The 19,425-nt window shown below is 62.0% G+C and carries 21 protein-coding genes and 2 pseudogenes; 15 read left to right on the forward strand and 8 right to left on the reverse strand.

Annotated elements, in window-relative coordinates; translation table 11 throughout:
- Positions 1 to 3 precede the first annotated feature (3 nt).
- Positions 4 to 254 (reverse strand): annotated as a pseudogene (locus tag FJ941_RS13890) (DUF2171 domain-containing protein).
- A gap of 276 nt (positions 255 to 530) precedes the next feature.
- Between FJ941_RS13890 and purB the strand changes: the two are divergent.
- Entirely contained in the window at positions 531 to 1,838 is a 1,308-nt protein-coding gene (gene purB, locus FJ941_RS13895; RefSeq protein ID WP_140506349.1) for an adenylosuccinate lyase, read from the forward strand.
- A gap of 173 nt (positions 1,839 to 2,011) precedes the next feature.
- Here purB and FJ941_RS13900 read toward each other — a convergent pair whose 3' ends face one another.
- Entirely contained in the window at positions 2,012 to 2,824 is an 813-nt protein-coding gene (locus tag FJ941_RS13900) for a VOC family protein (RefSeq protein WP_140506351.1), read from the reverse strand.
- Between the two features lie 245 nt (positions 2,825 to 3,069).
- Between FJ941_RS13900 and FJ941_RS13905 the strand changes: the two genes are divergently transcribed.
- Both FJ941_RS13905 and FJ941_RS13910 read left to right on the forward strand, forming a co-directional pair.
- A complete protein-coding gene (locus FJ941_RS13905) occupies positions 3,070 to 3,618 on the forward strand; it encodes an alpha/beta hydrolase (protein ID WP_140506571.1) in 549 nt (182 codons plus the stop codon).
- Between the two features lie 126 nt (positions 3,619 to 3,744).
- Positions 3,745 to 4,917: an acyltransferase gene (locus FJ941_RS13910; RefSeq protein ID WP_140506353.1), complete on the forward strand. Its 1,173-nt coding sequence runs from the start codon at positions 3,745 to 3,747 to the stop codon at positions 4,915 to 4,917.
- 50 nt (positions 4,918 to 4,967) lie between these two features.
- On the opposite strand, the gene FJ941_RS13915 is transcribed toward FJ941_RS13910, so the two are convergent.
- Both FJ941_RS13915 and FJ941_RS13920 read right to left on the reverse strand, forming a co-directional pair.
- Positions 4,968 to 5,741: an HpcH/HpaI aldolase/citrate lyase family protein gene (locus FJ941_RS13915; protein ID WP_140506355.1), complete on the reverse strand. Its 774-nt coding sequence runs from the start codon at positions 5,739 to 5,741 to the stop codon at positions 4,968 to 4,970.
- A gap of 109 nt (positions 5,742 to 5,850) precedes the next feature.
- Positions 5,851 to 6,171, reverse strand: coding sequence for a DUF1476 domain-containing protein (locus FJ941_RS13920; protein WP_140506359.1), 321 nt, complete (start codon positions 6,169 to 6,171; stop codon positions 5,851 to 5,853).
- A 274-nt stretch (positions 6,172 to 6,445) separates the two neighbouring features.
- Between FJ941_RS13920 and purC the strand changes: the two genes are divergently transcribed.
- The 6 genes and pseudogenes from purC to FJ941_RS13960 all read left to right on the forward strand — a co-directional run bounded on the left by purC (position 6,446) and on the right by FJ941_RS13960 (position 10,228).
- Positions 6,446 to 7,240, forward strand: a complete 795-nt coding sequence (gene purC / locus FJ941_RS13930) for a phosphoribosylaminoimidazolesuccinocarboxamide synthase (RefSeq protein ID WP_013532127.1) — start codon at positions 6,446 to 6,448, stop codon at positions 7,238 to 7,240.
- A 43-nt stretch (positions 7,241 to 7,283) separates the two neighbouring features.
- Positions 7,284 to 7,526: a phosphoribosylformylglycinamidine synthase subunit PurS gene (gene purS, locus FJ941_RS13935; RefSeq protein ID WP_013895864.1), complete on the forward strand. Its 243-nt coding sequence runs from the start codon at positions 7,284 to 7,286 to the stop codon at positions 7,524 to 7,526.
- A gap of 256 nt (positions 7,527 to 7,782) precedes the next feature.
- Complete coding sequence (gene purQ / locus FJ941_RS13945) at positions 7,783 to 8,451, forward strand: phosphoribosylformylglycinamidine synthase subunit PurQ (protein WP_015318137.1); 669 nt, start codon at positions 7,783 to 7,785, stop codon at positions 8,449 to 8,451.
- A gap of 59 nt (positions 8,452 to 8,510) precedes the next feature.
- Positions 8,511 to 9,176, forward strand: coding sequence for a glutathione S-transferase family protein (locus tag FJ941_RS13950; RefSeq protein WP_140506363.1), 666 nt, complete (start codon positions 8,511 to 8,513; stop codon positions 9,174 to 9,176).
- Entirely contained in the window at positions 9,173 to 9,580 is a 408-nt protein-coding gene (locus tag FJ941_RS13955) for a hypothetical protein (RefSeq protein ID WP_140506365.1), read from the forward strand. Before FJ941_RS13950 ends, FJ941_RS13955 begins: the two co-directional genes overlap by 4 nt.
- A gap of 7 nt (positions 9,581 to 9,587) precedes the next feature.
- Positions 9,588 to 10,228 (forward strand): annotated as a pseudogene (locus tag FJ941_RS13960) (Pr6Pr family membrane protein).
- An 8-nt stretch (positions 10,229 to 10,236) separates the two neighbouring features.
- Here FJ941_RS13960 and FJ941_RS13965 read toward each other — a convergent pair.
- Positions 10,237 to 10,488, reverse strand: a complete 252-nt coding sequence (locus FJ941_RS13965; RefSeq protein ID WP_140506366.1) for a DUF1127 domain-containing protein — start codon at positions 10,486 to 10,488, stop codon at positions 10,237 to 10,239.
- Positions 10,489 to 10,579: 91 nt separating this feature from the next.
- Between FJ941_RS13965 and FJ941_RS13970 the strand changes: the two genes are divergently transcribed.
- Positions 10,580 to 11,989, forward strand: coding sequence for a PLP-dependent aminotransferase family protein (locus FJ941_RS13970; protein ID WP_140506368.1), 1,410 nt, complete (start codon positions 10,580 to 10,582; stop codon positions 11,987 to 11,989).
- 77 nt (positions 11,990 to 12,066) lie between these two features.
- On the opposite strand, the gene FJ941_RS28975 is transcribed toward FJ941_RS13970, so the two are convergent.
- On the reverse strand, positions 12,067 to 12,231 hold the full coding sequence (locus FJ941_RS28975) for a hypothetical protein (RefSeq protein ID WP_167531216.1): 165 nt from the start codon (positions 12,229 to 12,231) through the stop codon (positions 12,067 to 12,069).
- Between the two features lie 247 nt (positions 12,232 to 12,478).
- On the opposite strand from FJ941_RS28975, the gene purL reads away from it, so the two are divergent.
- From purL to FJ941_RS13995, 5 genes are all read left to right on the forward strand, one after another.
- On the forward strand, positions 12,479 to 14,710 hold the full coding sequence (purL, locus tag FJ941_RS13975; RefSeq protein ID WP_140506370.1) for a phosphoribosylformylglycinamidine synthase subunit PurL: 2,232 nt from the start codon (positions 12,479 to 12,481) through the stop codon (positions 14,708 to 14,710).
- 7 nt (positions 14,711 to 14,717) lie between these two features.
- Positions 14,718 to 15,305, forward strand: a complete 588-nt coding sequence (locus FJ941_RS13980) for a hypothetical protein (protein WP_246673825.1) — start codon at positions 14,718 to 14,720, stop codon at positions 15,303 to 15,305.
- Positions 15,306 to 15,427: 122 nt separating this feature from the next.
- On the forward strand, positions 15,428 to 15,661 hold the full coding sequence (locus tag FJ941_RS13985) for a BolA family transcriptional regulator (protein ID WP_015318146.1): 234 nt from the start codon (positions 15,428 to 15,430) through the stop codon (positions 15,659 to 15,661).
- 151 nt (positions 15,662 to 15,812) lie between these two features.
- Complete coding sequence (gene grxD / locus FJ941_RS13990) at positions 15,813 to 16,148, forward strand: Grx4 family monothiol glutaredoxin (protein ID WP_013895877.1); 336 nt, start codon at positions 15,813 to 15,815, stop codon at positions 16,146 to 16,148.
- 223 nt (positions 16,149 to 16,371) lie between these two features.
- Positions 16,372 to 17,595 carry a multidrug effflux MFS transporter gene (locus tag FJ941_RS13995; protein WP_181166602.1) on the forward strand — a complete coding sequence of 408 codons (1,224 nt, stop codon included), beginning with the start codon at positions 16,372 to 16,374 and terminating at the stop codon, positions 17,593 to 17,595.
- A 30-nt stretch (positions 17,596 to 17,625) separates the two neighbouring features.
- On the opposite strand, the gene FJ941_RS14000 is transcribed toward FJ941_RS13995, so the two are convergent.
- Positions 17,626 to 18,453: an inositol monophosphatase family protein gene (locus tag FJ941_RS14000; protein ID WP_140506372.1), complete on the reverse strand. Its 828-nt coding sequence runs from the start codon at positions 18,451 to 18,453 to the stop codon at positions 17,626 to 17,628.
- Positions 18,443 to 19,330, reverse strand: coding sequence for a tRNA 2-thiocytidine(32) synthetase TtcA (gene ttcA / locus FJ941_RS14005; RefSeq protein ID WP_140506374.1), 888 nt, complete (start codon positions 19,328 to 19,330; stop codon positions 18,443 to 18,445). Before ttcA ends, FJ941_RS14000 begins: the two co-directional genes overlap by 11 nt.
- Positions 19,331 to 19,425 lie beyond the last annotated feature (95 nt).

Genomic DNA, 19,425 nt, shown 5'->3' on the forward strand with positions numbered 1-19,425 from the left:
CGATCAAACCGGATCGGATTTTTCTTCTTCGAACGTCACCGCGACATCCGAATTCGCGGACAACCAAACCTTCTTGCCATCGACCTCGGCAACCAAGGCCAGGGAAATATAATGGTGATGGCCCTTGTGAGCGCCCTGCTGTCGGCCCTGGTCAGCTTGATGCGCTGGCCCTCGACCTTGTCGACGGTGCCGATATGCACGCCATCGGCGCCGACGACTTCCATGTGCTCACGAATTTTGCTGGTGTCGGTCATGTCAGGTTCTCCATTGGGGTGGTTGCCATTGGGATTGCCGACAATAACAAATGACGAGCGGATTGGATGCATCGGCTTTGGCCCGCACGACGCTTTGATTGGGCAATCAACCGCGTCCAATCTCCTCTAAGGTCCATGCGCCCGCCTTCACTCGCCTGGGGAATCCGGCTTTATTTCCGCTTGACCGGCCTCTGGTTTGCGCAGCAGCAACGTTGAGCATTTTGCCCGCCTCTGTTAGGACGCGACCAACGCAACGCGAAGCTGGAATCGATCCATATGATCCCTCGCTATTCCCGGCCAGAAATGGTCGCCATCTGGTCGCCCGAAACCCGGTTTCGCATCTGGTTCGAAATCGAGGCCCATGCCTGCGACGCGCTGGCCGAACTGGGCGTCATCCCCAAGGAAGCGGCTAAGACCATTTGGGAAAAGGGAAGCGCGGCGGAATTCGACGTCGACAAGATCGACGCGATCGAGCGCATCACCAAGCATGATGTCATCGCCTTCCTCACCCATCTTGCCGAATTCGTCGGGCCCGACGCGCGCTTCATCCATCAGGGCATGACGTCCTCGGACGTGCTCGACACCTGCTTTGCGGTGCAACTCACCCGTGCCAGCGACATCCTGCTCGCCGACATCGACACGTTGCTCGCAGCGCTCAAGCGCCGCGCCTTCGAGCACAAGGACACTGTCACCATTGGACGCAGCCACGGCATCCATGCCGAGCCGACCACCTTCGGCATCAAGCTGGCGCAGGCCTACGCCGAATTCTCGCGCTGCCGCGAGCGGCTGGTGCACGCGCGCGAAGACATTGCCACCTGTGCAATTTCAGGGGCGGTCGGCACCTTCGCCAACATCGAGCCCTATGTCGAGGAACATGTGGCCCAAAAGCTGGGACTGAAGCCGGAACCGGTGTCGACGCAAGTGATTCCGCGCGATCGCCACGCCATGTTCTTCGCCACGCTCGGCGTCATCGCCTCGTCGATCGAGCGGCTGGCGATCGAGGTCCGGCATTTGCAACGCACCGAAGTGCTGGAAGCGGAAGAGTATTTTTCGCCGGGCCAGAAAGGCTCGTCGGCGATGCCGCACAAGCGCAACCCGGTGCTGACCGAAAACCTCACCGGCCTTGCCCGCATGGTGCGTTCCATGGCGTTGCCGGCGATGGAGAACGTGGCGCTCTGGCACGAACGCGACATCTCGCATTCCTCGGTCGAGCGCATGATCGGCCCGGACGCCACGGTGACGCTCGATTTCGCGCTGTCACGCCTGACCAGCGTCGTCGACAAGCTGGTCGTCTATCCCGAGAACATGCTGAACAACATGAACAAGTTCCGCGGCCTGGTGCATTCCCAGCGCGTGATGCTGGCGCTGACGCAGGTCGGCCTGTCGCGCGAGGACTCCTACCGGCTGGTGCAACGCAACGCCATGAAAGTATGGGAACAAGGCGCTGATTTCCTTGAGGAACTCCTTGCCGACAAGGAAGTGACAGCCGCGCTGCCGGAGGCGCAAATCCGCGAAAAATTCGACCTGGGCTACCACACCAAGCACGTCGACACGATTTTCAAGCGGGTGTTCGGAGAGGCGTGAGTACAGCTTCTTTCTCCCCATACCGGGAGAAGGTGCCGGCAGGCGGGGCGGCACCGACTTCGGCGATGAACCCTCGTCGGCTTCGACAATCTCAAGACTTGCCCTCATTGCCCTGCCGGGTCTTTCTCCCCGTATAGATGGGGAGAAGACGCTCGCGCCGACGCTTTCGCCAATCAAGCCTTGCCGGGAACAGTCCTGATCACCGTGCCCCAGGGGTCCTCGCGGGTCGTTTCGCTGCTCACATTATCCGAACGCATCTCTACCCAGGCGAGGCCCGAACGGGCCGGGTCGCGGCGGGCGGCGCCGGCGCTCTGCCAGGCATTGGCGCCGATGTGGTGGTGGTAATGGCCTGACGACAGGAACACCGCCTGGCCGCCATATTTGGCCACCGTGTCGAAACCGAATTCCTGGTTCCACCAGGCTTCGGCCTCTTCCGGCCTGCCGACGCGCAGGTGGACATGGCCGACAATGCTGTTTTCCGGCGCGCCCTGCCAGCCGGCATCGCCGGCCGGCACTTCGGCAACGACGGAAGGAATGTTCATCCGCTCGGTCGCCATGGCGATCCTGTCGCCGTTCCATTTCCAGTCCTGCGGGCGGCGGTCGGCATAGATCTCGATGCCGTTGCCCTCGGGATCGGTCAGGTACAGCGCTTCGCTGACCAGATGGTCCGAAGCGCCCTCGATGGCGATCTTGTCTGCGATGGCATGCTTGATCCAGCGGCCGAGATCGGCGCGGCTAGGCAGCAGGAATGCCGTATGGAAGAGGCCGGCGCCGCGCGGATCGTCCGGCTTGGCGGACACGTCCGGTTCAAGGACCAGCAGCGGACGGTCGGCTGCGCCCAGGGTGATCGCACCATCGGCACGGCTCAGTTCCTGCAGGCCGACAACCCGGCGATAATAGGCCGCGAGGCTTTCGGCATCACGCGCCTTCAGCCCGACCCGGGCGACGCTCACCGGCGTGGTGGCGGCAAATGGCAGTTCGCTCATCATTGTCTCCGTTGCGGCGACGTTTCGCGAAGTTCCCAAAGCCAGGACCCCGGCGCCGCCGATCATTGTTCGTCGTGTCAGCGCCAAAATCCCGGTCCCTCCACGGCTGTTTCTTTCCCGACAGAGATCGTCGATCGCCATCGTTCACACAAGACCGCGAAAAGCAAACATGGTGTTCACCATTGCGAGCGTGAGCGCATCCATCAATGGTTGCATCAGACAATCGCGCTCGCTATCTCAGCGCCATGAAAGTCAAGGACGCAGATATTCTGATCATTCCCGGATACACCAATTCCGGGCCCGAGCATTGGCAGACCCGCTGGCAATCGAAGCTGTCGACGGCGCGGCGCGTGGAACAGGCGGAGTGGTCTAAGCCGGTGCGCGAGGACTGGACGGCGAGCGTGGCCAAAGCGGTCAACGAGGCGCAGAGACCTGTCGTTCTCGTCGCTCACTCACTGGGAGTGGCCGCGGCCGTACAAGCCATTCCGCAATTTCAGAAGCCGGTCGCCGGCGCCTTCTTCGTGGCACCGCCCGACGTCGCCAATCCCAAGATCAAGCCAAGGCATCTGATGACCTTCGGCCCTTATCCGCGCGAGCCGCTGCCGTTTCCCTCCATCTTGATCGCCAGCCGCAACGATCCCTTTTGTCCCTTCGATGTCGCCGAGGACATCGCCGGCGCCTGGGGCTCACTGTTCATCGACGCCGGCGAGACGGGTCATCTCAGCGAGGATTCAGGCTTCGGCCCATGGCCAGAAGGTTCGATGACCTTTGCCAAGTTCTTGACGGATCTCTAGTCGCTCGGCCGTCCATGCCCCGCTTTTGGAGGTTATATGCCTGGCAAGACGATGGCCGCCGGGCAGCTTTACGGCAAATGGCCGGTCGGATAAGCCAAGGCGGCTGCGAAGTAAGGGGGCTGGGATTTGCGTAAGGACGATTCGCTGGAATTGTTGCGGGGCATTGCGTCAATCGTCGTGATGTTCTGGCACACGCTGCTCGGTTTTGCGCCTTCGGCGAGCGGTATTTTTGCGAATGGCCCAGCCAACTCGTTGCAAACGAGCTTCGTCTTCGTCGCGCTGAATGGCCAGTCCGCCGTGTATCTGTTCTTCGTGCTGTCCTCCTTCGTGCTGGTGAAACGTTATTTCGCGAGCCGCAAGATCGGGGATCTCCTGCTGGCCGCGGCCAAGCGCCTGCCACGGCTTGCGGGGCCCGTGCTTGTCACGGTGCTGCTGTCCTGCCTCATCTTCAGGCAGGAGCTGTATTTCTTCCGGGATGCGGGCGCCCAGACCGGATCACCCTGGCTCGCCAATTTCGCCTATGCCGCAAAGCAGCTGACGCCAGAGACCGCGAACTTTTCGGACGCCTTCGCGCAAGGGGCATGGCGGACGTTCATTTTCGGGGACAGCTACTACGACACGAGCCTGTGGACCATGTGGTTCGAGTTCTGGGGCAGCCTGATGGTCTTTGCTCTCGCGCCGGCCATCTTCTTCCTGCACGACCGCATACCTTCGCTTTCCTGGCTCGTGCTTGCCATCGGCGTGTTCTTGGCGTGGTTGGTCAATTTCGTTCTGGTCGCCTTCCCCGTCGGGCTTTCGCTGCATCTTCTGCTCGCCTCGAAATTTCGTCCGAACGCTTGTACAAGGCTGGCCCTCGTCGCTGTCTCATTGGCTTTGCTGGGCTATGCCGGGAATTCGGTTGGCATCTACCGCCCCTTTGCCGTGCTGGAGGCCGGCGGTCTCCCCGAGAGCGCCAGGCGGGCCTATATCGCCACATTGGGCAGCGTCATGCTCATCTATGCCGTGGTGGCCTCGCGGAGCCCGCCATCGTGGCTGACGGGCAAAGCCGCGCGCTTCTTCGGCGACTTGTCATTCCCGCTTTATCTCGTGCATGTGCCGGTCATCTGCTCGTTGGGGTCCTGGGTTTTTTTGACCAGCGGCTCCGCTGCCTTCGGCGCGGCAGCGGCCATGCTGGGCTCGGTCCTCACGGCATTGCCGCTAGTGGCCTTCAACAATTGGTGGATCGCAGTGCTTCGCGTCCTGTTCGACAGATTCAGGCGCATCGACACAGTAGCGGCGGCTGAAACCGCGCATATCTGATCGCAGAGCGCCCCCGGCGCGAGAGGCTAGCGAAATCCCGAGGAGCCTGCTCAGGCCCCGATCGAATCCTTGATGTCTTTCAGCAGCGTCTTGGCTCCCAGCGAAACCAGCGCGTGTTCGGATCCGGTGGCCAGCAGGCGGTAGCCCATCGACACGACGCGGCCGGCAATGGCCGGTTCGATGACGTAGATCGCGGCGTGTTTGCCAGCCTTGCGGGTGCGTTCGGCGATCGAAGCCACGGTTTCCATCATGCTTTCGAGCGTCGAATTGACGGTCGTGCCGTTCGACCAGGCGATCGAGAAATCCGATGGGCCGAGGAAAATGCCGTCGATACCCGGCGTATCGAGAATGCCGTCGAGCGCGTCGAGCGCGGCACGCGTTTCGACCATGGCGAAGGCCATGGTGCGCTGGTTGGCATCGCGCAGCCAATCGGCTTGGTCGCCCTTGCCGTGACGAGGAAAGGCGTAGGTCGGCCCCCAGGAGCGCTCGCCGAGCGGCGGGTATTTCATGGCGGCGGCAAACATTTTTGCGTCGGCCACCGAATTGACCATCGGCGCAATGACCGCTTCGGCGCCGAAATCAAGCGCCCGGCTTGCCATGTCGAAGCGGCCGACGGGAATGCGCACCAGCGCCGGCTTGCCGGTGGCGAGCACCGGGGCGAGACCGCGCAGCACGCTGTCCTCGTGATGACCGCCATGCTGCATGTCGAGCGTGACGGCATCGAAGTCCTGCCTGGCGAGGATCTCCACGGTCAACGCGTCCGGCACGCCGGACCAGGCGGTGACCAGCGTTTCATCGGCGGCAAGACGGGACTTCAGCGACATCTAATCTCTTTCCTTGTTAGCGTCGGCAGTTTCAGCCGGAAACCGCCGCAAGGCAAAGAAAAACCGCCCGGATCGGCCGGGCGGTCGATTGGTCCAGTAAGAGGCCGGATCAGGTGTTCCTGATCTGCTCGATCGCCTGCGCCATCAGTTCATCCATGGTGCGGCGGATCTGGTGATCGGACTGCTCGACGCCGGCGGCGTCGAAATCCTTGCGGATCTTGCGGAATACGTCATGGTCGCCGGCTTCCTCGATATCGGAAACAACCACTTCCTTGGCGTAGGCGTCGGCGTCGGCACCGGATTTTCCGAGCTTTTCGGCGGCCCACAGACCAAGCGCCTTGTTGCGCCGCGCCGAAGCCTTGAACCGAAGCTCCTCGTCGAATGCAAATTTGCGCTCGAAGCCCTCTTCGCGGTCTTTCATGCTGCTCATGGAGTCCCTCCGGGTCAAATCCGATTCGTTGGCAGGTGAATATGTGTTGCCGAAGCACAAACCAAAAGGTCGCGGGCCGGTCAATATGCTTCGTCATATGCTGCGCTGCGGCATTTCAGTCCCGAAAGCGGTTGATTGGAAGGATTTGCCGATTGAGCAAACGGTGTGATTGGGATAGACCCGGCATTGAACGTCACCGTCGCCGCATTAATTCAGGCGGACGGACAGGAAGTGGTCGCTTGCCGCCTGCCCGCAAATCCAGAGAAAAATTCAAATGAAAAATCGCCGCCGCATTTATGAAGGCAAGGCCAAGATCCTCTATGAGGGACCCGAGCCGGGCACGCTGATCCAGTTCTTCAAGGACGACGCAACCGCGTTCAACAAGAAGAAACACGAGGTCATCGACGGCAAGGGCGTGCTCAACAACCGCATTTCCGAATACATATTCAATCATTTGAACCGCATGGGCATTCCGACCCACTTCATCCGCCGGCTCAACATGCGCGAGCAGCTGATCAAGGAAGTCGAGATCATCCCGCTCGAAGTGGTGGTGCGCAATGTCGCCGCCGGTTCGCTGTCCAAGCGCCTCGGCATCGAGGAAGGCACCGTTTTGCCGCGCTCGATCATCGAATTCTACTACAAGGCCGACGCGCTCGACGATCCGATGGTTTCGGAAGAGCACATCACGGCGTTCGGCTGGGCAAGCCCACAGGAAATCGACGACGTCATGGCGCTCGCCATCCGCGTCAACGATTTCCTCTCCGGCCTGTTCATGGGCGTCGGCATCCAGCTGGTCGACTTCAAGATCGAGTGCGGCCGCCTGTTCGAGGGCGACATGATGCGCATCGTCGTGGCCGACGAGATTTCGCCGGACTCCTGCCGCCTGTGGGACGTGGCAACGCAGGACAAGCTCGACAAGGACCGTTTCCGCCGCGACATGGGCGGCCTCGTGGAGGCCTATCAGGAAGTCGCCCGCCGCCTCGGCATCATGAACGAGAACGAGCCGCCGCGTCCGACCGGCCCGGTGCTTGTCGCCTCGACCGACGGCCTCAAAGGCAAGCCGCACTGATAGCGGCTTGCGCCCCAACATTCAGAACAGGAGCATGTCCAGCGTGATCAAGGCCCGCATTACCGTCACCCTCAAGAACGGCGTTCTGGACCCGCAAGGCAAGGCAATCGAACACGCACTGTCAGGGCTGGGCTTCGATGGCGTCGGCGCGGTGCGGCAAGGCAAGGTGTTCGACGTCGAACTGGCGGAAAGCGACAAGGCCAAGGCCGAAGCCGACCTCAAGGCCATGTGCGACAAGCTGCTGGCGAATACGGTGATCGAGAATTATAGTGTGACGCTTACCTGAGGTTGTGTCGGAGGCAATATGCCGGAAGTGAATGAGTTGATGTTCGAGCTGCTGAAATGCGTGCATCACGAAATTGGTGAACTTCGTCAGGATGTTCCGAGACGAAACGGGAATTGAGTGTTATGCGGGGTCATGTGGTGGCAACGCAAAGTGACATCTATGGCATTTTCGCCCGCCAGGATGATCGATTTGAACGCATAGAACGCCGTCTCGACCCGCGCGAACTTGCCGAAGCTCAGAGGCCTTACGAACCAAAATGAAATCAGCTGTCGTCCTCCTGCCTGGCCTCAATCGCGACCGCGACATGATTGCGGCGCTGACCAAGATTTCCGGACAGGCGCCGGCAACCGTCTGGCAGACCGACACAGAAATCCCCGATGTCGACCTGATCGCCATCCCAGGCGGCTTCTCCTTCGGCGACTATCTGCGCTGCGGCGCCATCGCCGCGCGCATGCCGGTGATGCGGGCGGTCGCCGAAAAGGCCGCCAAGGGCGTCATGGTCATCGGCGTCTGCAACGGTTTCCAGATCCTGGTCGAGGCGGGACTGCTGCCCGGTGCGCTGATGCGCAACACCTCGCTGAAATTCGTCTGCCGGCAAGTCAAGCTCGAGATCGCCAACGCCAACACCATGTTCACCCGCCGCTACCAGCCGGGCCAGATCATCCGCTCGCCGGTTGCGCATCATGACGGCAATTACTTTGCCGACGCCGACACGCTTGCCCGTCTCGAAGGCGAAGGCCAGGTGGTGTTCCGCTATGCCGAAGGCACCAATCCGAACGGCTCGATCAACGACATTGCCGGCATCGTCAATGAACAAGGCAATGTGCTTGGCCTGATGCCGCATCCCGAGAACCTGATAGAAGCAGCCCATGGCGGCAATGACGGAAGGGCGCTGTTCGAGGGCGCCCTGGGCATTGCCGCTTGAAGTTTGCAACCGCAACCTTAAGAATTGCGGTAATTCAAAATCATGAGGGAGAGACGGTCATGAAACTCTATTCGCGGCCGTTGTCGCCCTACTCTTCGATTGTGCGGGCACTGGCCTATATCAAGGACGTGCCGCTCAAGATCATCGCGCCGCCACCGGGTTTTCCGATCCCCGAAGAGTTTCGCGCCATCTCGCCGATGAACCGGATTCCGGTTCTGATCACCGGCTCGGGCGAAACGATCGTCGAATCGGTGGTCATCGCCGAATATCTTGAGGAGCGGTTTCCCGGACCGGCGCTGTTGCCGCCCGATTCGAAGGACCGCGCGCTGGTGCGCATGTTCGCCCGCATCACAGATCTCGATGTGCTGACGCCGACGATGAAGCTTTTCGAGCTGCATTTCGTGCCGAAGCGCAACACTGCCGAGATCGACGCCCAATTCGCCCGTCTCCACCATGGGCTGGCGGCCATCGAGGCACGGATGGCGCAAGGCCCCTTCGCGCTCGGTAGCGACATCAGTTTCGCCGATGCCTGGCTGACGCCGACGCGGTTCATCCTCAACAATTTCCGCGCCATGACAGGCCGCCACGACTTGCTCGACGCCTATCCCAAATTCGATGCCTATGAGCAGATCGCCTCGCAGCACCCCGCATTGTCCAGGGTGTGGGGCGAGATGATCGACGGCCTCAAGATGTCTCTATCCGAACTTGAAATGGGTGCCGCTTGATCAAGACGAGGACGATTGCCATCGTCGCCGCGGCGGGGTTTGCGTTGGCATCGTGCCAGTCGAGCCCCAAGAGCACGCCTTTGCCGTCGGGCAAAAGTGCCGCGCTGCTGGCGATGGAACAAGTGGCGATATCGGCCCACAAATGCTGGATCGCCAGCAAGGACCCGGCTTTCAAGCAGTATCAGATGGCCAATGAGTTGAACTCGTTCAGCGGCCAGCCGCGCTTCCTTCTGGTGCCGGCCAAGCACTATGGCGGCAAACCGCTGCTGGTCGTGCAGGCGCAGGGGAATTCAAGCCATGTCGACGTCTTCGGACCGTTGATGAACGACCCGCTTGGCGCGCGCATCAGCTCGGATGTCGCGCGCTGGCAGGCGCGCAATCCGGCCTGCGCAGCCACCGCCTGAGCCAGCCATGGGCCGGTTCCTGCAGACCGCAGGGTTGGTAGTTGGCCTGATAGCGCTTGCCCTGCAGTTCTCGATCACCATTCCAGCGTCGATGGAAGCGGGCCGCGGCCTGTTTGGCTCGATCGTGTTCTATTTCAGCTTCTTCACCATCTGACCAACATTGGCGCCGTGCTGGTTCACACCTCGCTGTTGTCATCCAACGGCCATGCGTGGCTGCCGGCCTTTGCCGGACCACGGATGCGCGCGGGCGTCGCGGTTTCGATCACCCTGGTCTTCATTGTCTATGCCACCCTGCTGGCGCGGCTCTGGCAGCCACAGGGCCCGTTCCTGCTTTGCGACGTCCTGCTGCACTACGTGACGCCGGTGCTGTTCGTGCTGTGGTGGCTGACGTCAGGCGCCGACGGCAAAACGAGATGGAGCGATATTTCCTGGTGGGTTGTCTATCCCATCGCCTATCTGGCCTATGCGCTGGCGCGGGCGCCGCTGGCGGGCGAGGTGCCCTACCCCTTCCTCGATATCGCCAGGAATGGCGTTGAGAGCGTCACTATAGCGGCGCTCGCCATCACCGCGCTGTTCGTGGCGATATGCGTCGTCGCCATTTTCGTCGATCACGGCGTCGGACGCCTCAGGAGCAAAGGCATCCGATAGACCGGTCCCTATTCCCAGAGCGGCTTGATGCCTTCGCGGTGAGCGTCGCAGCGCGAGATGCCGATATCCTTGAGTTGATCGTCGGTCATCTCCAGCAGTGCCAGCCGGCCGCGCCGGCGCTCCAGCAGATGGTCGATCCATTTCGCCAGCGCCCTGATCACTTGCACCAGTCGGCCGGCGAAGCGGCGCTGCCCGGACGGGCGTGCAGGCTGGCCGAGCAATTCGGTTCTGGAGTGGCGGAATGTTCCGATTGTATCCATTTTCTTTCTGCCAAATATAAATTGCACCCTTTTTAGCGCGCTATTGATATGTATTGACTCCCGAAACGGTGCAATATAGAAAATTGTCACCATGACAAATTGGGTTCCAGATCTCACGGGTTCAGGTCCGCTGTATCAGCGCCTCGCAGATGCCATTGAAGCGGATATCGACCGGGGTGTGATCGGGGCCGGGGCAAAGCTGCCGCCACAGCGCGACCTCGCCTACGACATCGGCGCCACGGTCGGCACGGTCGGCCGGGCCTACCAATTGCTGCGTGAGCGCGGTCTTGTCAGTGGCGAGGTCGGACGGGGGACCTATGTGCTGGGAGAGAACGTTGGCGTTACAGAGCCAGAGGAGCCCGACACCAGTGTCGAAGGCACGCGTTATGCCGATGCCCCCAAGGGCAAGCTGCGTTTCGACAGCACGGCGGCCCCTGACATGGGCCAGGGCGCCATTGTTGCCGACGTCCTCTCGCGCGCCGCGCAGGACCATCCGCATGAGATTTCGAGCTACACGCGCGATTTCCCGGATCGCTGGTACGAAGCCGGCGCCCGGTGGCTGTCACGGAACGCCTTCCGGCCAGCGGTCGACACAATCGTCCCCACTCTCGGCACTCATGCCGCGGTGATGGCCGCGATCGCGGCCCTCACCACGCCCGGCGACTATGTCGCCTTCGAGCACCTCACCTACTCGCAGATTTCCCGCAGCGCCGGCCTGATAGGCCGGCGCACCGCGCTGGTGGCATCGGATGATGAAGGCCTTGATCCAGCGGATTTCGAACGTGTCTGCGCGCAAAAGCATCCCAAGATGATATTTCTGATGCCAACGGCGCAGAATCCGACCTTGGTGACCTTGTCGTCGGCGCGCCGTGAGGCGATCGCGCGTGTCGCCCGTGAATACAATGTCATCCTGATCGAGGATGACCTCTACGGCCATCTGACCGACGACCCGACACCACTGCTTGCCGAATTTGCGGCTGAACGCACCATCATTGCCGGAGGCCTGTCGAAATCGGTCGCGGCCGGCCTGCGTGGCGGCTGGCTCTCCTGCCCGCCTGCCTATCGCCACCGCATCCGGGTCGCCCACAAGATGATGACCGGCGGCATGCCATTCCTGTTGGCGGAGGTGAATTCCCGGCTGGTGCTTTCCGGTCAGGCCAGCGAAATCCGCAGACGCAGCATCGCGGAGATCAGCGCCCGCATGGCCATAGTGCGCGAACGCTTGACAGGCTTCTCATTCAAATCGCACGACAAAGTGCCGTTCGTCTGGCTCACCCTGCCCGATCCCTGGCTTTCCGGCACGTTCAAGAATGCCTGCCTGGAGCATGGCGTGCTGATCGACGATGAGGATGAGTTCAAGGCGGGGCGCTCGGAGCGGGTTTTTCATGGGGTGCGGTTCGGCGTCTCGCAGCCGAAGCGGCGCGAGGATATTGCCGGCGGCGTCACGGTGATCAGGCGGCTGCTGGACGAGGGGCGCGCAGGCTACGACAGTTTTTCCTGAGCCATTCGCGGCCACCCGCCCCGCTAGCCTCGAGACGCCGCCTTCGCGAAACCGAGACTTGTCAGAACCGGATCGGATCAGCCTTCGGCCTTGAAGTTCTTGGCTTCCTTCTCGGCCTTGTCCTTGCCGTGCTTTTCAGCCAATTCCTTGGCTTGCCGGGGTGAAACATCGGTGGTCTCCGCGATATGGAGAGCCTCCTTGTCCGAGAGGCGATTGTCGTTCTTGCCTTGCTTGGTAGCCATCGTGCTGTCTCCTGAGTGATAGGAATCTAACGGCTGGGACACCATGGCGTTCCCCATTTGGCTATGTGGGAGCTTCAATCGCTGGCCTGGCGCCTCTCATTGCTCACGAGAGAGCCTGCCGCGATCCATCGTGGTCATCACCCTGTTGCTTTCTGCCTTTTTTCCTCAGCCGACGGGTGTATCGACCGCAAAGCTTGCGATAAGAGGAGACTCAAAATCCCTGCTCCATGGACATAAATCGCCGCCCATGACCATTTCCAATTCCATGCCGATCACATCAGAGCTCATCGCCGCGCATGGGCTGAAGCCCGATGAGTATCAGCGCATCCTCGACCTCGTCGGACGCGAACCGAGCTTTACCGAACTCGGGATCTTCTCGGCAATGTGGAACGAGCACTGCTCCTACAAATCCTCGAAGAAATGGCTGCGCACCTTGCCGACCACCGGTCCGCAGGTCATCCAGGGCCCGGGCGAGAATGCCGGCGTGGTCGACATCGGTGATGGCGACTGCGTCGTCTTCAAGATGGAAAGCCACAACCACCCCTCCTTCATCGAGCCTTATCAGGGTGCGGCGACCGGCGTCGGCGGCATCTTGCGCGACGTCTTCACCATGGGCGCGCGGCCGATCGCGGCCATGAACGCGCTGCGCTTCGGTGCTCCCGACCATCCCAAGACCAGGCATCTCGTCGCCGGAGTGGTTTCCGGTGTCGGCGGCTACGGCAATGCCTTCGGCGTGCCGACGGTCGGCGGCGAGGTCAATTTCGACGCTCGCTACAACGGCAACATCCTGGTCAATGCCTTTGCCGCGGGCCTTGCCAAGACGGACGCCATCTTCCTGTCAGAGGCAAAGGGGGTCGGCCTGCCGGTCGTCTATCTCGGTGCCAAGACCGGCCGCGACGGTGTCGGCGGCGCCACCATGGCCTCGGCCGAGTTCGACGACAAGATCGACGAGAAGCGCCCGACCGTGCAGGTCGGCGATCCCTTCACCGAAAAATGCCTGCTCGAGGCCTCTCTCGAACTGATGGCCTCGGGCGCGGTCATCGCCATCCAAGACATGGGTGCGGCCGGCCTTACCTGTTCGGCGGTCGAGATGGGCGCCAAGGGCGACCTCGGGATCGAGCTCGACCTCGACAAGGTGCCGGTGCGCGAAGAGCGCATGAGCGCCTACGAGATGATGCTGTCGGAAAGCCAGGAGCGCATGCTGATGGTGCTGCGCCCCGAAAAGGAAAAGGAAGCCGAGGCGATCTTCCACAAATGGGGCCTCGACTTTGCCATCGTCGGCAAGACCACGGACGATCTGCGCTTCCGCGTGCGGCACCAGGACGACGAGGTCGCCAACCTGCCGATCAAGGACCTTGGCGACAAGGCACCGGAATACGATCGCCCGTGGGTCGAGCCGAAGAAGCCTGCGCCGCTTGCCGCCAACGATATCCCGCAAGCCGACCTCGCCGATGCGCTGCTGAAGCTGCTTGGCGGACCGGACCTGTCTTCGCGTCGCTGGGTGTGGGAACAATACGACACGCTCATCCAGGGCAATTCGCTGCAGCTTCCGGGCGGCGATGCCGGCGTGGTGCGCGTCGAGGGACATCCGACCAAGGCGCTGGCCTTCTCCTCCGACGTGACGCCGCGCTACTGCGAAGCCGATCCCTATGAGGGCGGCAAGCAGGCCGTCGCCGAATGCTGGCGCAACCTGACCGCCACGGGCGCGCTGCCGCTCGCCGCCACCGACAATCTCAATTTCGGCAATCCCGAACGGCCAGAAATCATGGGCCAACTGGTCGGCGCGGTGAAAGGCATTGGCGATGCCTGCCGGGCGCTGGGTTTCCCGATCGTGTCGGGCAACGTCTCGCTCTACAACGAGACCAACGGCCAGGGCATCCTGCCGACACCGACCATCGGCGGCGTCGGCCTGATATCGGACTGGTCGAAGATGGCGCGGATCGGTTTCGCCGCGGAAGGCCAGATGATCCTGCTGGTGGGCGCGCCGGCTTCCTGGGGAACGCATCTTGGCCAGTCGGCGTATATGCGCGATATCCACGGCCGCAGCGATGGCCCGCCTCCGCCGGTCGATCTCGAGCACGAGAAGCGCGTCGGCGACCATGTGCGCTCGTTGATCGCGTCCGGCGTCGTCACGGCGGCGCATGACGTCTCCGACGGCGGCATCGCGGTGGCGCTGGCCGAAATGGCGATGGCGTCCGGCATCGGCGCGACCGTTCCCGGACTGGTCGGTACCGATCCGATCCCGGTCTGGTTTGGCGAAGACCAGGGCCGCTATCTCCTGACGCTGTCGATCGATCCCCATGGCGATGAATGGGACGCTATTCGCAAGCAGCAGGGCGAACTCGGCATCTTCGCGCCGTGGATCGGCTCGACGGGCGGCAACGCGCTGAAGCTCAGCGATGCCAGGGCAATCCCGGTCAGCGATCTGACCGCCGCCCATGAAGGCTGGTTCCCGCGCTTCATGGACCAGACCAGTTGACGAGAGCATGATCCCGAAAAGTGAAAACCGGTTTTCTCAGACAAACGGAAAGCCGTTTTGTCCAGAGATCCTGCTCAATCATAAGAAACTGGCCCTACGGGCGCTGCTTGCGGTCGTCTTCTGGCCGTCGCTGTTCTTTTTCTGGTGCCTCGGGCCGTTCGTCTTCTTCCTGCTGTCGACGACCTCGAGCGAGGTTTGCCCCAGGCTGGAAACACGCGCCGAGTTTCTCGCCGCGGCCAACGATATGCTTCCGATGCTGGTCCTGCAGAACCTCATCTATGCGGTTCCGGTTGTCTGTCTGGTGCTTTGGAACTGGCTCCTGCCGGAACCAACGCGAGCTAGGCATATCATCACCTGCATCAAGCTTTTCGCCGTCTCGGCTGTTTTGGGAGCCTTGTGGGAGTATGGCTCTTCGCTTGTCTGCGATGGCTACGGCCAGCCGTTCTTCTCGCCCGCCTGGCGGGTGACCAGCTATCTGCCGATCGCCAACCTGGCGGTCAACACCCCGCTCTACGTGCTGGTTTTCAGTCTGGGCCGCGCCTTCTCGATGCGCGAGGACGAGCCGGCGCAGGGGCCGGGTGAAACCATCTCCTGAACACCAACAGAACGAACTCCGGACGGAACCGCTTCAATCCGGATTGGAAAGGCTTTAGGCTCGCCCGACTCTCATCGCATGGGCCGCCGCGCCGCCGCCCTCCCGGAACAGGAATCTCTGCAATGGCAATGGACGCCCACGATATCGAAAAACTGATCAAGGACGGCATACCGGACGCCCGCGTGACGATCCGCGATCTCGCCGGCGATGGCGACCACTACGCGGCCGAAGTCGTGGCCGAGAGCTTTCGGGGAAAGAGCCGCGTTCAGCAGCACCAGATGGTCTATGACGCGCTGAAGGGCAATATGGGCGGCGTGCTGCACGCGCTGGCGCTGCAGACCAGCGTTCCCGACTGAGGCATTTCCACCCGACAAGCTTGGCCCAAAACAGCCCATTCTTTGCGCCATTCGGGTGATGGCATGGCTAAAGTCTTGTTTCGGGCAACCTATGGGTTTATTTGAAAGACATGCTTCGAGCCTGACTCCCACAGGCGTGAAAGGATATTCCATGAGCGGTATCAACGACTACATCGACAACGAAGTGAAGGGCAACGACGTCGTCCTTTTCATGAAGGGCACGCCCGGCTTTCCGCAATGCGGGTTTTCCGGCCAGGTCGTCCAGATCCTCGACTATATCGGCGCCGACTACAAAGGCGTGAACGTCCTGGACTCCGCCGAACTGCGCCAGGGCATCAAGGATTATTCCAACTGGCCGACGATCCCGCAGCTCTATGTCAAGGGCGAATTCGTCGGCGGCTGCGATATCATTCGCGAAATGTTCCAGGCCGGCGAGTTGCAGACCTTCCTGGTCGAGAAGGGCGTCAGCGTCAAAGGCGCCGCCTAATTCAGCCAAGGCATGTCGACACCGACACGCCTTGGGCACCGGGGCAGCCCACCTCGGCAATTTTACATCCCGGCCCCCGGGACTAGGACGAGCCAATGCGCCGGCCCGCCGGCGCGTTTTCGTTTGAGAGATCGGACTTGCCGTGGACCAGCAGAAATCAGCGTCGCAGGGGGCAAGCGCCTTGCCCGGGGCAAGCGCCTTGCCCGGAGTGAGCAAATTGCCCATTCCGCGCTGGGAGTTCATCGCGCTCTGCGCGGCGCTGATGGCGCTCAATTCGCTGGCCATCGACATCATGCTGCCCGCGCTGCAGCAGATTGGCGCCTCGCTCGGCGTCGAGAATGAAAACCACCGGCAATATGTGATCACCGCCTACATACTGGGTTTCGGCGGTGGCCAACTGTTCTTCGGGCCGATCTCGGACCGCTTCGGACGCCGTTCGCCGCTTGTCGCCGGCCTGATCATCTATGTGGCTGCGGCCGCTGCGGCCGCCATCGCGCCCAGCTTCGAAACACTTTTGATATGCCGCGCCGTGCAAGGCATCGGCGCGGCCGCCACGCGCGTCATCGCGGTCTCGATCGTGCGCGATACATTCGATGGCCGGCGTATGGCCGAAGTCATGTCGCTGATCTTCATGGTGTTCATGGCCATTCCGGTCGTGGCGCCGGGCATCGGCCAGTTCGTCATGCTGTTCGCGACCTGGCATTGGATATTCGTCACCATGGCCGTCGGCGCCTTGATCGTGTCGGCATGGTCGCTGCTGCGCCTGCCCGAGACGCTGCATCCCGAATATCGCCGGGCACTGACGGTCTCCTCCATTGTCGGCGGCTTCCGCATCGTGCTCACCAACCGCATCGCGCTCTGCTATGCCTTCGCCAGCACGTTCATCTTCGGTGCCATGTTCGGCTTCATCGCCTCGGCGCAGCAGATCTATGTCAACGTCTTCAACGTCGGCGAGATGTTTCCCGTCATCTTCGCCGGTGTCGCGGGCGTGCTCGCCTTCTCCAATTATCTCAACTCGCGCCTCGTCGGCCGCGTCGGCATGCGCCGCCTGTCGCAAAGCGCGCTGCTGCTGTTTCTGGTGATCAGCCTGGCCTGGCTGGTGGTTTCGTTGGAAACGAAGATGCCGCTCTGGCTGTTCATCACCTTCTTTGCCAGCGCCATGCTGCCGTTTGGCTGCCTCGGCGCCAATTTCAACGCGTTGGCCATGGAGCCGCTTGGCCAACTGGCCGGCACGGCGTCATCCATCCTGGGTTTCATGCAGACGTTTCTCGGCGGCATTCTCGGCACGCTGATCGGCCAGGCTTTCAACGGCACGGTGACGCCACTGGCCGCCGGGTTCTGCAGCGTCTCGGTTGCCGCACTGCTGATGATCCTGATTGCCGAGCGCGGCAAGATGTTCCAGCCGCAGAACGCACCCGTCTCAGGGCACGTCACCGACCTGCACTAGATCTGCCGCAGACGCCGCGTGGAACTTAACCTATTGCGCCCACAGCTCGCGGCGCAGCTCCTGCCAGCTGTCCTGGTCCGGCGCGACAAGCAGGCCGCCGTCGACATGCGAGGGCAGATAGGCGCTGCCGTCGATGCGCGCGGCATGGCCGCCGGCTTCCTGATGGATCAGCACGCCGGGCAGGTGATCCCAGGGCATCAGCTTGTTGTAGACGACAAAATGCGCGTGCCCGCTCGCCAGCAGGCGATATTCGTGCGCAGCGCAGCGATAGGCGAACTGCGACAGTGCCTTGGTCTGGTTTCGTGCAAGGCGTGAGCGCTCCGGTTCGTCGAGATATTGCCAGGAGACCGCGCCGGTCATCTGCGAGATCGGCACGGGTGTCGCCACATGCACTTTCTCCAGGCTGCCATGGGCATGCCTGATATGGCTGCCGGCGCCCCTGGCGGCAATGAGCCAGTCCTTGCCCACCGGATCATGGATGATGCCCGCGACCGTCTCGCCCCTGACCACGACCGCCAGCATGACGCCGAACAGCGGTACGCCGGATGCGAAATTGAAGGTGCCGTCCACCGGATCGATGGTGAATGCCAGTTCGGCATCACCCAAGCCATCGAGCAGCGCCGGATTTTCGGAACAGGCCTCCTCGCCCACCATCATGGCCGAGGGATAGCGCTCGCGCAGCCTGGCGGTGATCAGCCGCTCGGCATTGACATCGGCCTCCGTCACCAGGTCGGCCGCGGAAGTCTTCTGGCGGATATCGCCGTCGCCCAATCGGCGAAAGCGCGGCATGATTTCGGCTTGGGCTGCCTCGGCCAGAATGCCGGCCAGCCAGTCGATCGCGGTATCGTCAAATGTCATCGGAAATGTCTTGCCTGGTCGCGAGGGTTTCATTGAGGGCAGCGAAATCGAACAGCTTTCGGTCGAGCAAATGCGACGGCCTGGTGTTGGACAGAGCGCGGATCATCGTGTCCTTGCGGCCAGGCATGCGCTTTTCAATGTCCTCGAGCATCGCCTTCATGGCGTTGCGCTGCAGCCCTTCCTGGCTGCCGCAGAGATCGCAAGGGATGATCGGGAACCGCATCGCGGCAGCGAATTTCTCCAGGTCGACCTCGGCGCAGTAGCTCAGCGGCCGCAACACCATGACGTCGCCGTCGTCGTTGAGCAGTTTTGGCGGCATGGCGGCAAGCCGGCCGCCATGGAACAGGTTCATGAAGAAGGTTTCGAGGATATCCTCGCGATGATGGCCGAGGACCAGGGCCGAGCAGCCCTCCTCGCGGGCGATCCTGTAGAGATGGCCGCGCCGCAGCCGCGAGCAGAGCGAGCAATAGGTGCTGCCCTCCGGGAGCTTGTCGGTGACGACCGAGTAGGTGTCCCGGTATTCGATCCGGTGGGCTATGCCGTTGGCGTCGAGATAGTCGGGCAGGATGTGCTTGGGGAAATTCGGCTGACCCTGGTCGAGGTTGCAGGCCAGCAACTCGACCGGCAGCATCCCGCGCCATTTGAGATCAAGCAGCATGGCAAGCAGACCGTAGGAATCCTTGCCGCCCGACAGTGCGACCAGCCAGCGCTCGCCGGGCTTCACCATCGAAAAATCCTCGATCGCCTGGCGGGTCAGCCGCAGCAGCCGCTTGCGCAGCTTGTTGAACTCGACCGAGGACGGCACATCAGCGAACAGCGGATGGAAACCACCGTCGGCGAGCGGTTCAAGCGTTTCGATGTCTGGCAGCATGTTCATGGCGCGACGGCCCCGGAAATGTGACTTCCGCCCGGATTAACGCATCGGCCGGAAAATCGAAACGGCAAAGCGGATGCCCGAAAACAAAAAGGCCG

The sequence above is a fragment of the Mesorhizobium sp. B2-3-13 genome (assembly GCF_006442195.1).
GTDB lineage: Bacteria > Pseudomonadota > Alphaproteobacteria > Rhizobiales > Rhizobiaceae > Mesorhizobium > Mesorhizobium salmacidum.

Excerpts from the sequence above, each read along its gene's own strand:
- FJ941_RS13970 (WP_140506368.1), top strand. The coding sequence starts at position 10,580 with ATGACAAATTGGGTTCCAGATCTCACGGGTTCAGGTCCGCTGTATCAG.
- purB (WP_140506349.1), top strand. The coding sequence starts at position 531 with ATGATCCCTCGCTATTCCCGGCCAGAAATGGTCGCCATCTGGTCGCCC.
- FJ941_RS14000 (WP_140506372.1), bottom strand. The coding sequence starts at position 18,453 with ATGACATTTGACGATACCGCGATCGACTGGCTGGCCGGCATTCTGGCC.
- purL (WP_140506370.1), top strand. The coding sequence starts at position 12,479 with ATGACCATTTCCAATTCCATGCCGATCACATCAGAGCTCATCGCCGCG.
- purC (WP_013532127.1), top strand. The coding sequence starts at position 6,446 with ATGAAAAATCGCCGCCGCATTTATGAAGGCAAGGCCAAGATCCTCTAT.
- FJ941_RS13900 (WP_140506351.1), bottom strand. The coding sequence starts at position 2,824 with ATGAGCGAACTGCCATTTGCCGCCACCACGCCGGTGAGCGTCGCCCGG.
- FJ941_RS13980 (WP_246673825.1), top strand. The coding sequence starts at position 14,718 with ATGATCCCGAAAAGTGAAAACCGGTTTTCTCAGACAAACGGAAAGCCG.
- purQ (WP_015318137.1), top strand. The coding sequence starts at position 7,783 with ATGAAATCAGCTGTCGTCCTCCTGCCTGGCCTCAATCGCGACCGCGAC.
- FJ941_RS13905 (WP_140506571.1), top strand. The coding sequence starts at position 3,070 with ATGAAAGTCAAGGACGCAGATATTCTGATCATTCCCGGATACACCAAT.
- FJ941_RS13965 (WP_140506366.1), bottom strand. The coding sequence starts at position 10,488 with ATGGATACAATCGGAACATTCCGCCACTCCAGAACCGAATTGCTCGGC.
- grxD (WP_013895877.1), top strand. The coding sequence starts at position 15,813 with ATGAGCGGTATCAACGACTACATCGACAACGAAGTGAAGGGCAACGAC.
- FJ941_RS13915 (WP_140506355.1), bottom strand. The coding sequence starts at position 5,741 with ATGTCGCTGAAGTCCCGTCTTGCCGCCGATGAAACGCTGGTCACCGCC.
- ttcA (WP_140506374.1), bottom strand. The coding sequence starts at position 19,330 with ATGAACATGCTGCCAGACATCGAAACGCTTGAACCGCTCGCCGACGGT.
- FJ941_RS13985 (WP_015318146.1), top strand. The coding sequence starts at position 15,428 with ATGGCAATGGACGCCCACGATATCGAAAAACTGATCAAGGACGGCATA.
- FJ941_RS13920 (WP_140506359.1), bottom strand. The coding sequence starts at position 6,171 with ATGAGCAGCATGAAAGACCGCGAAGAGGGCTTCGAGCGCAAATTTGCA.
- FJ941_RS28975 (WP_167531216.1), bottom strand. The coding sequence starts at position 12,231 with ATGGCTACCAAGCAAGGCAAGAACGACAATCGCCTCTCGGACAAGGAG.
- FJ941_RS13950 (WP_140506363.1), top strand. The coding sequence starts at position 8,511 with ATGAAACTCTATTCGCGGCCGTTGTCGCCCTACTCTTCGATTGTGCGG.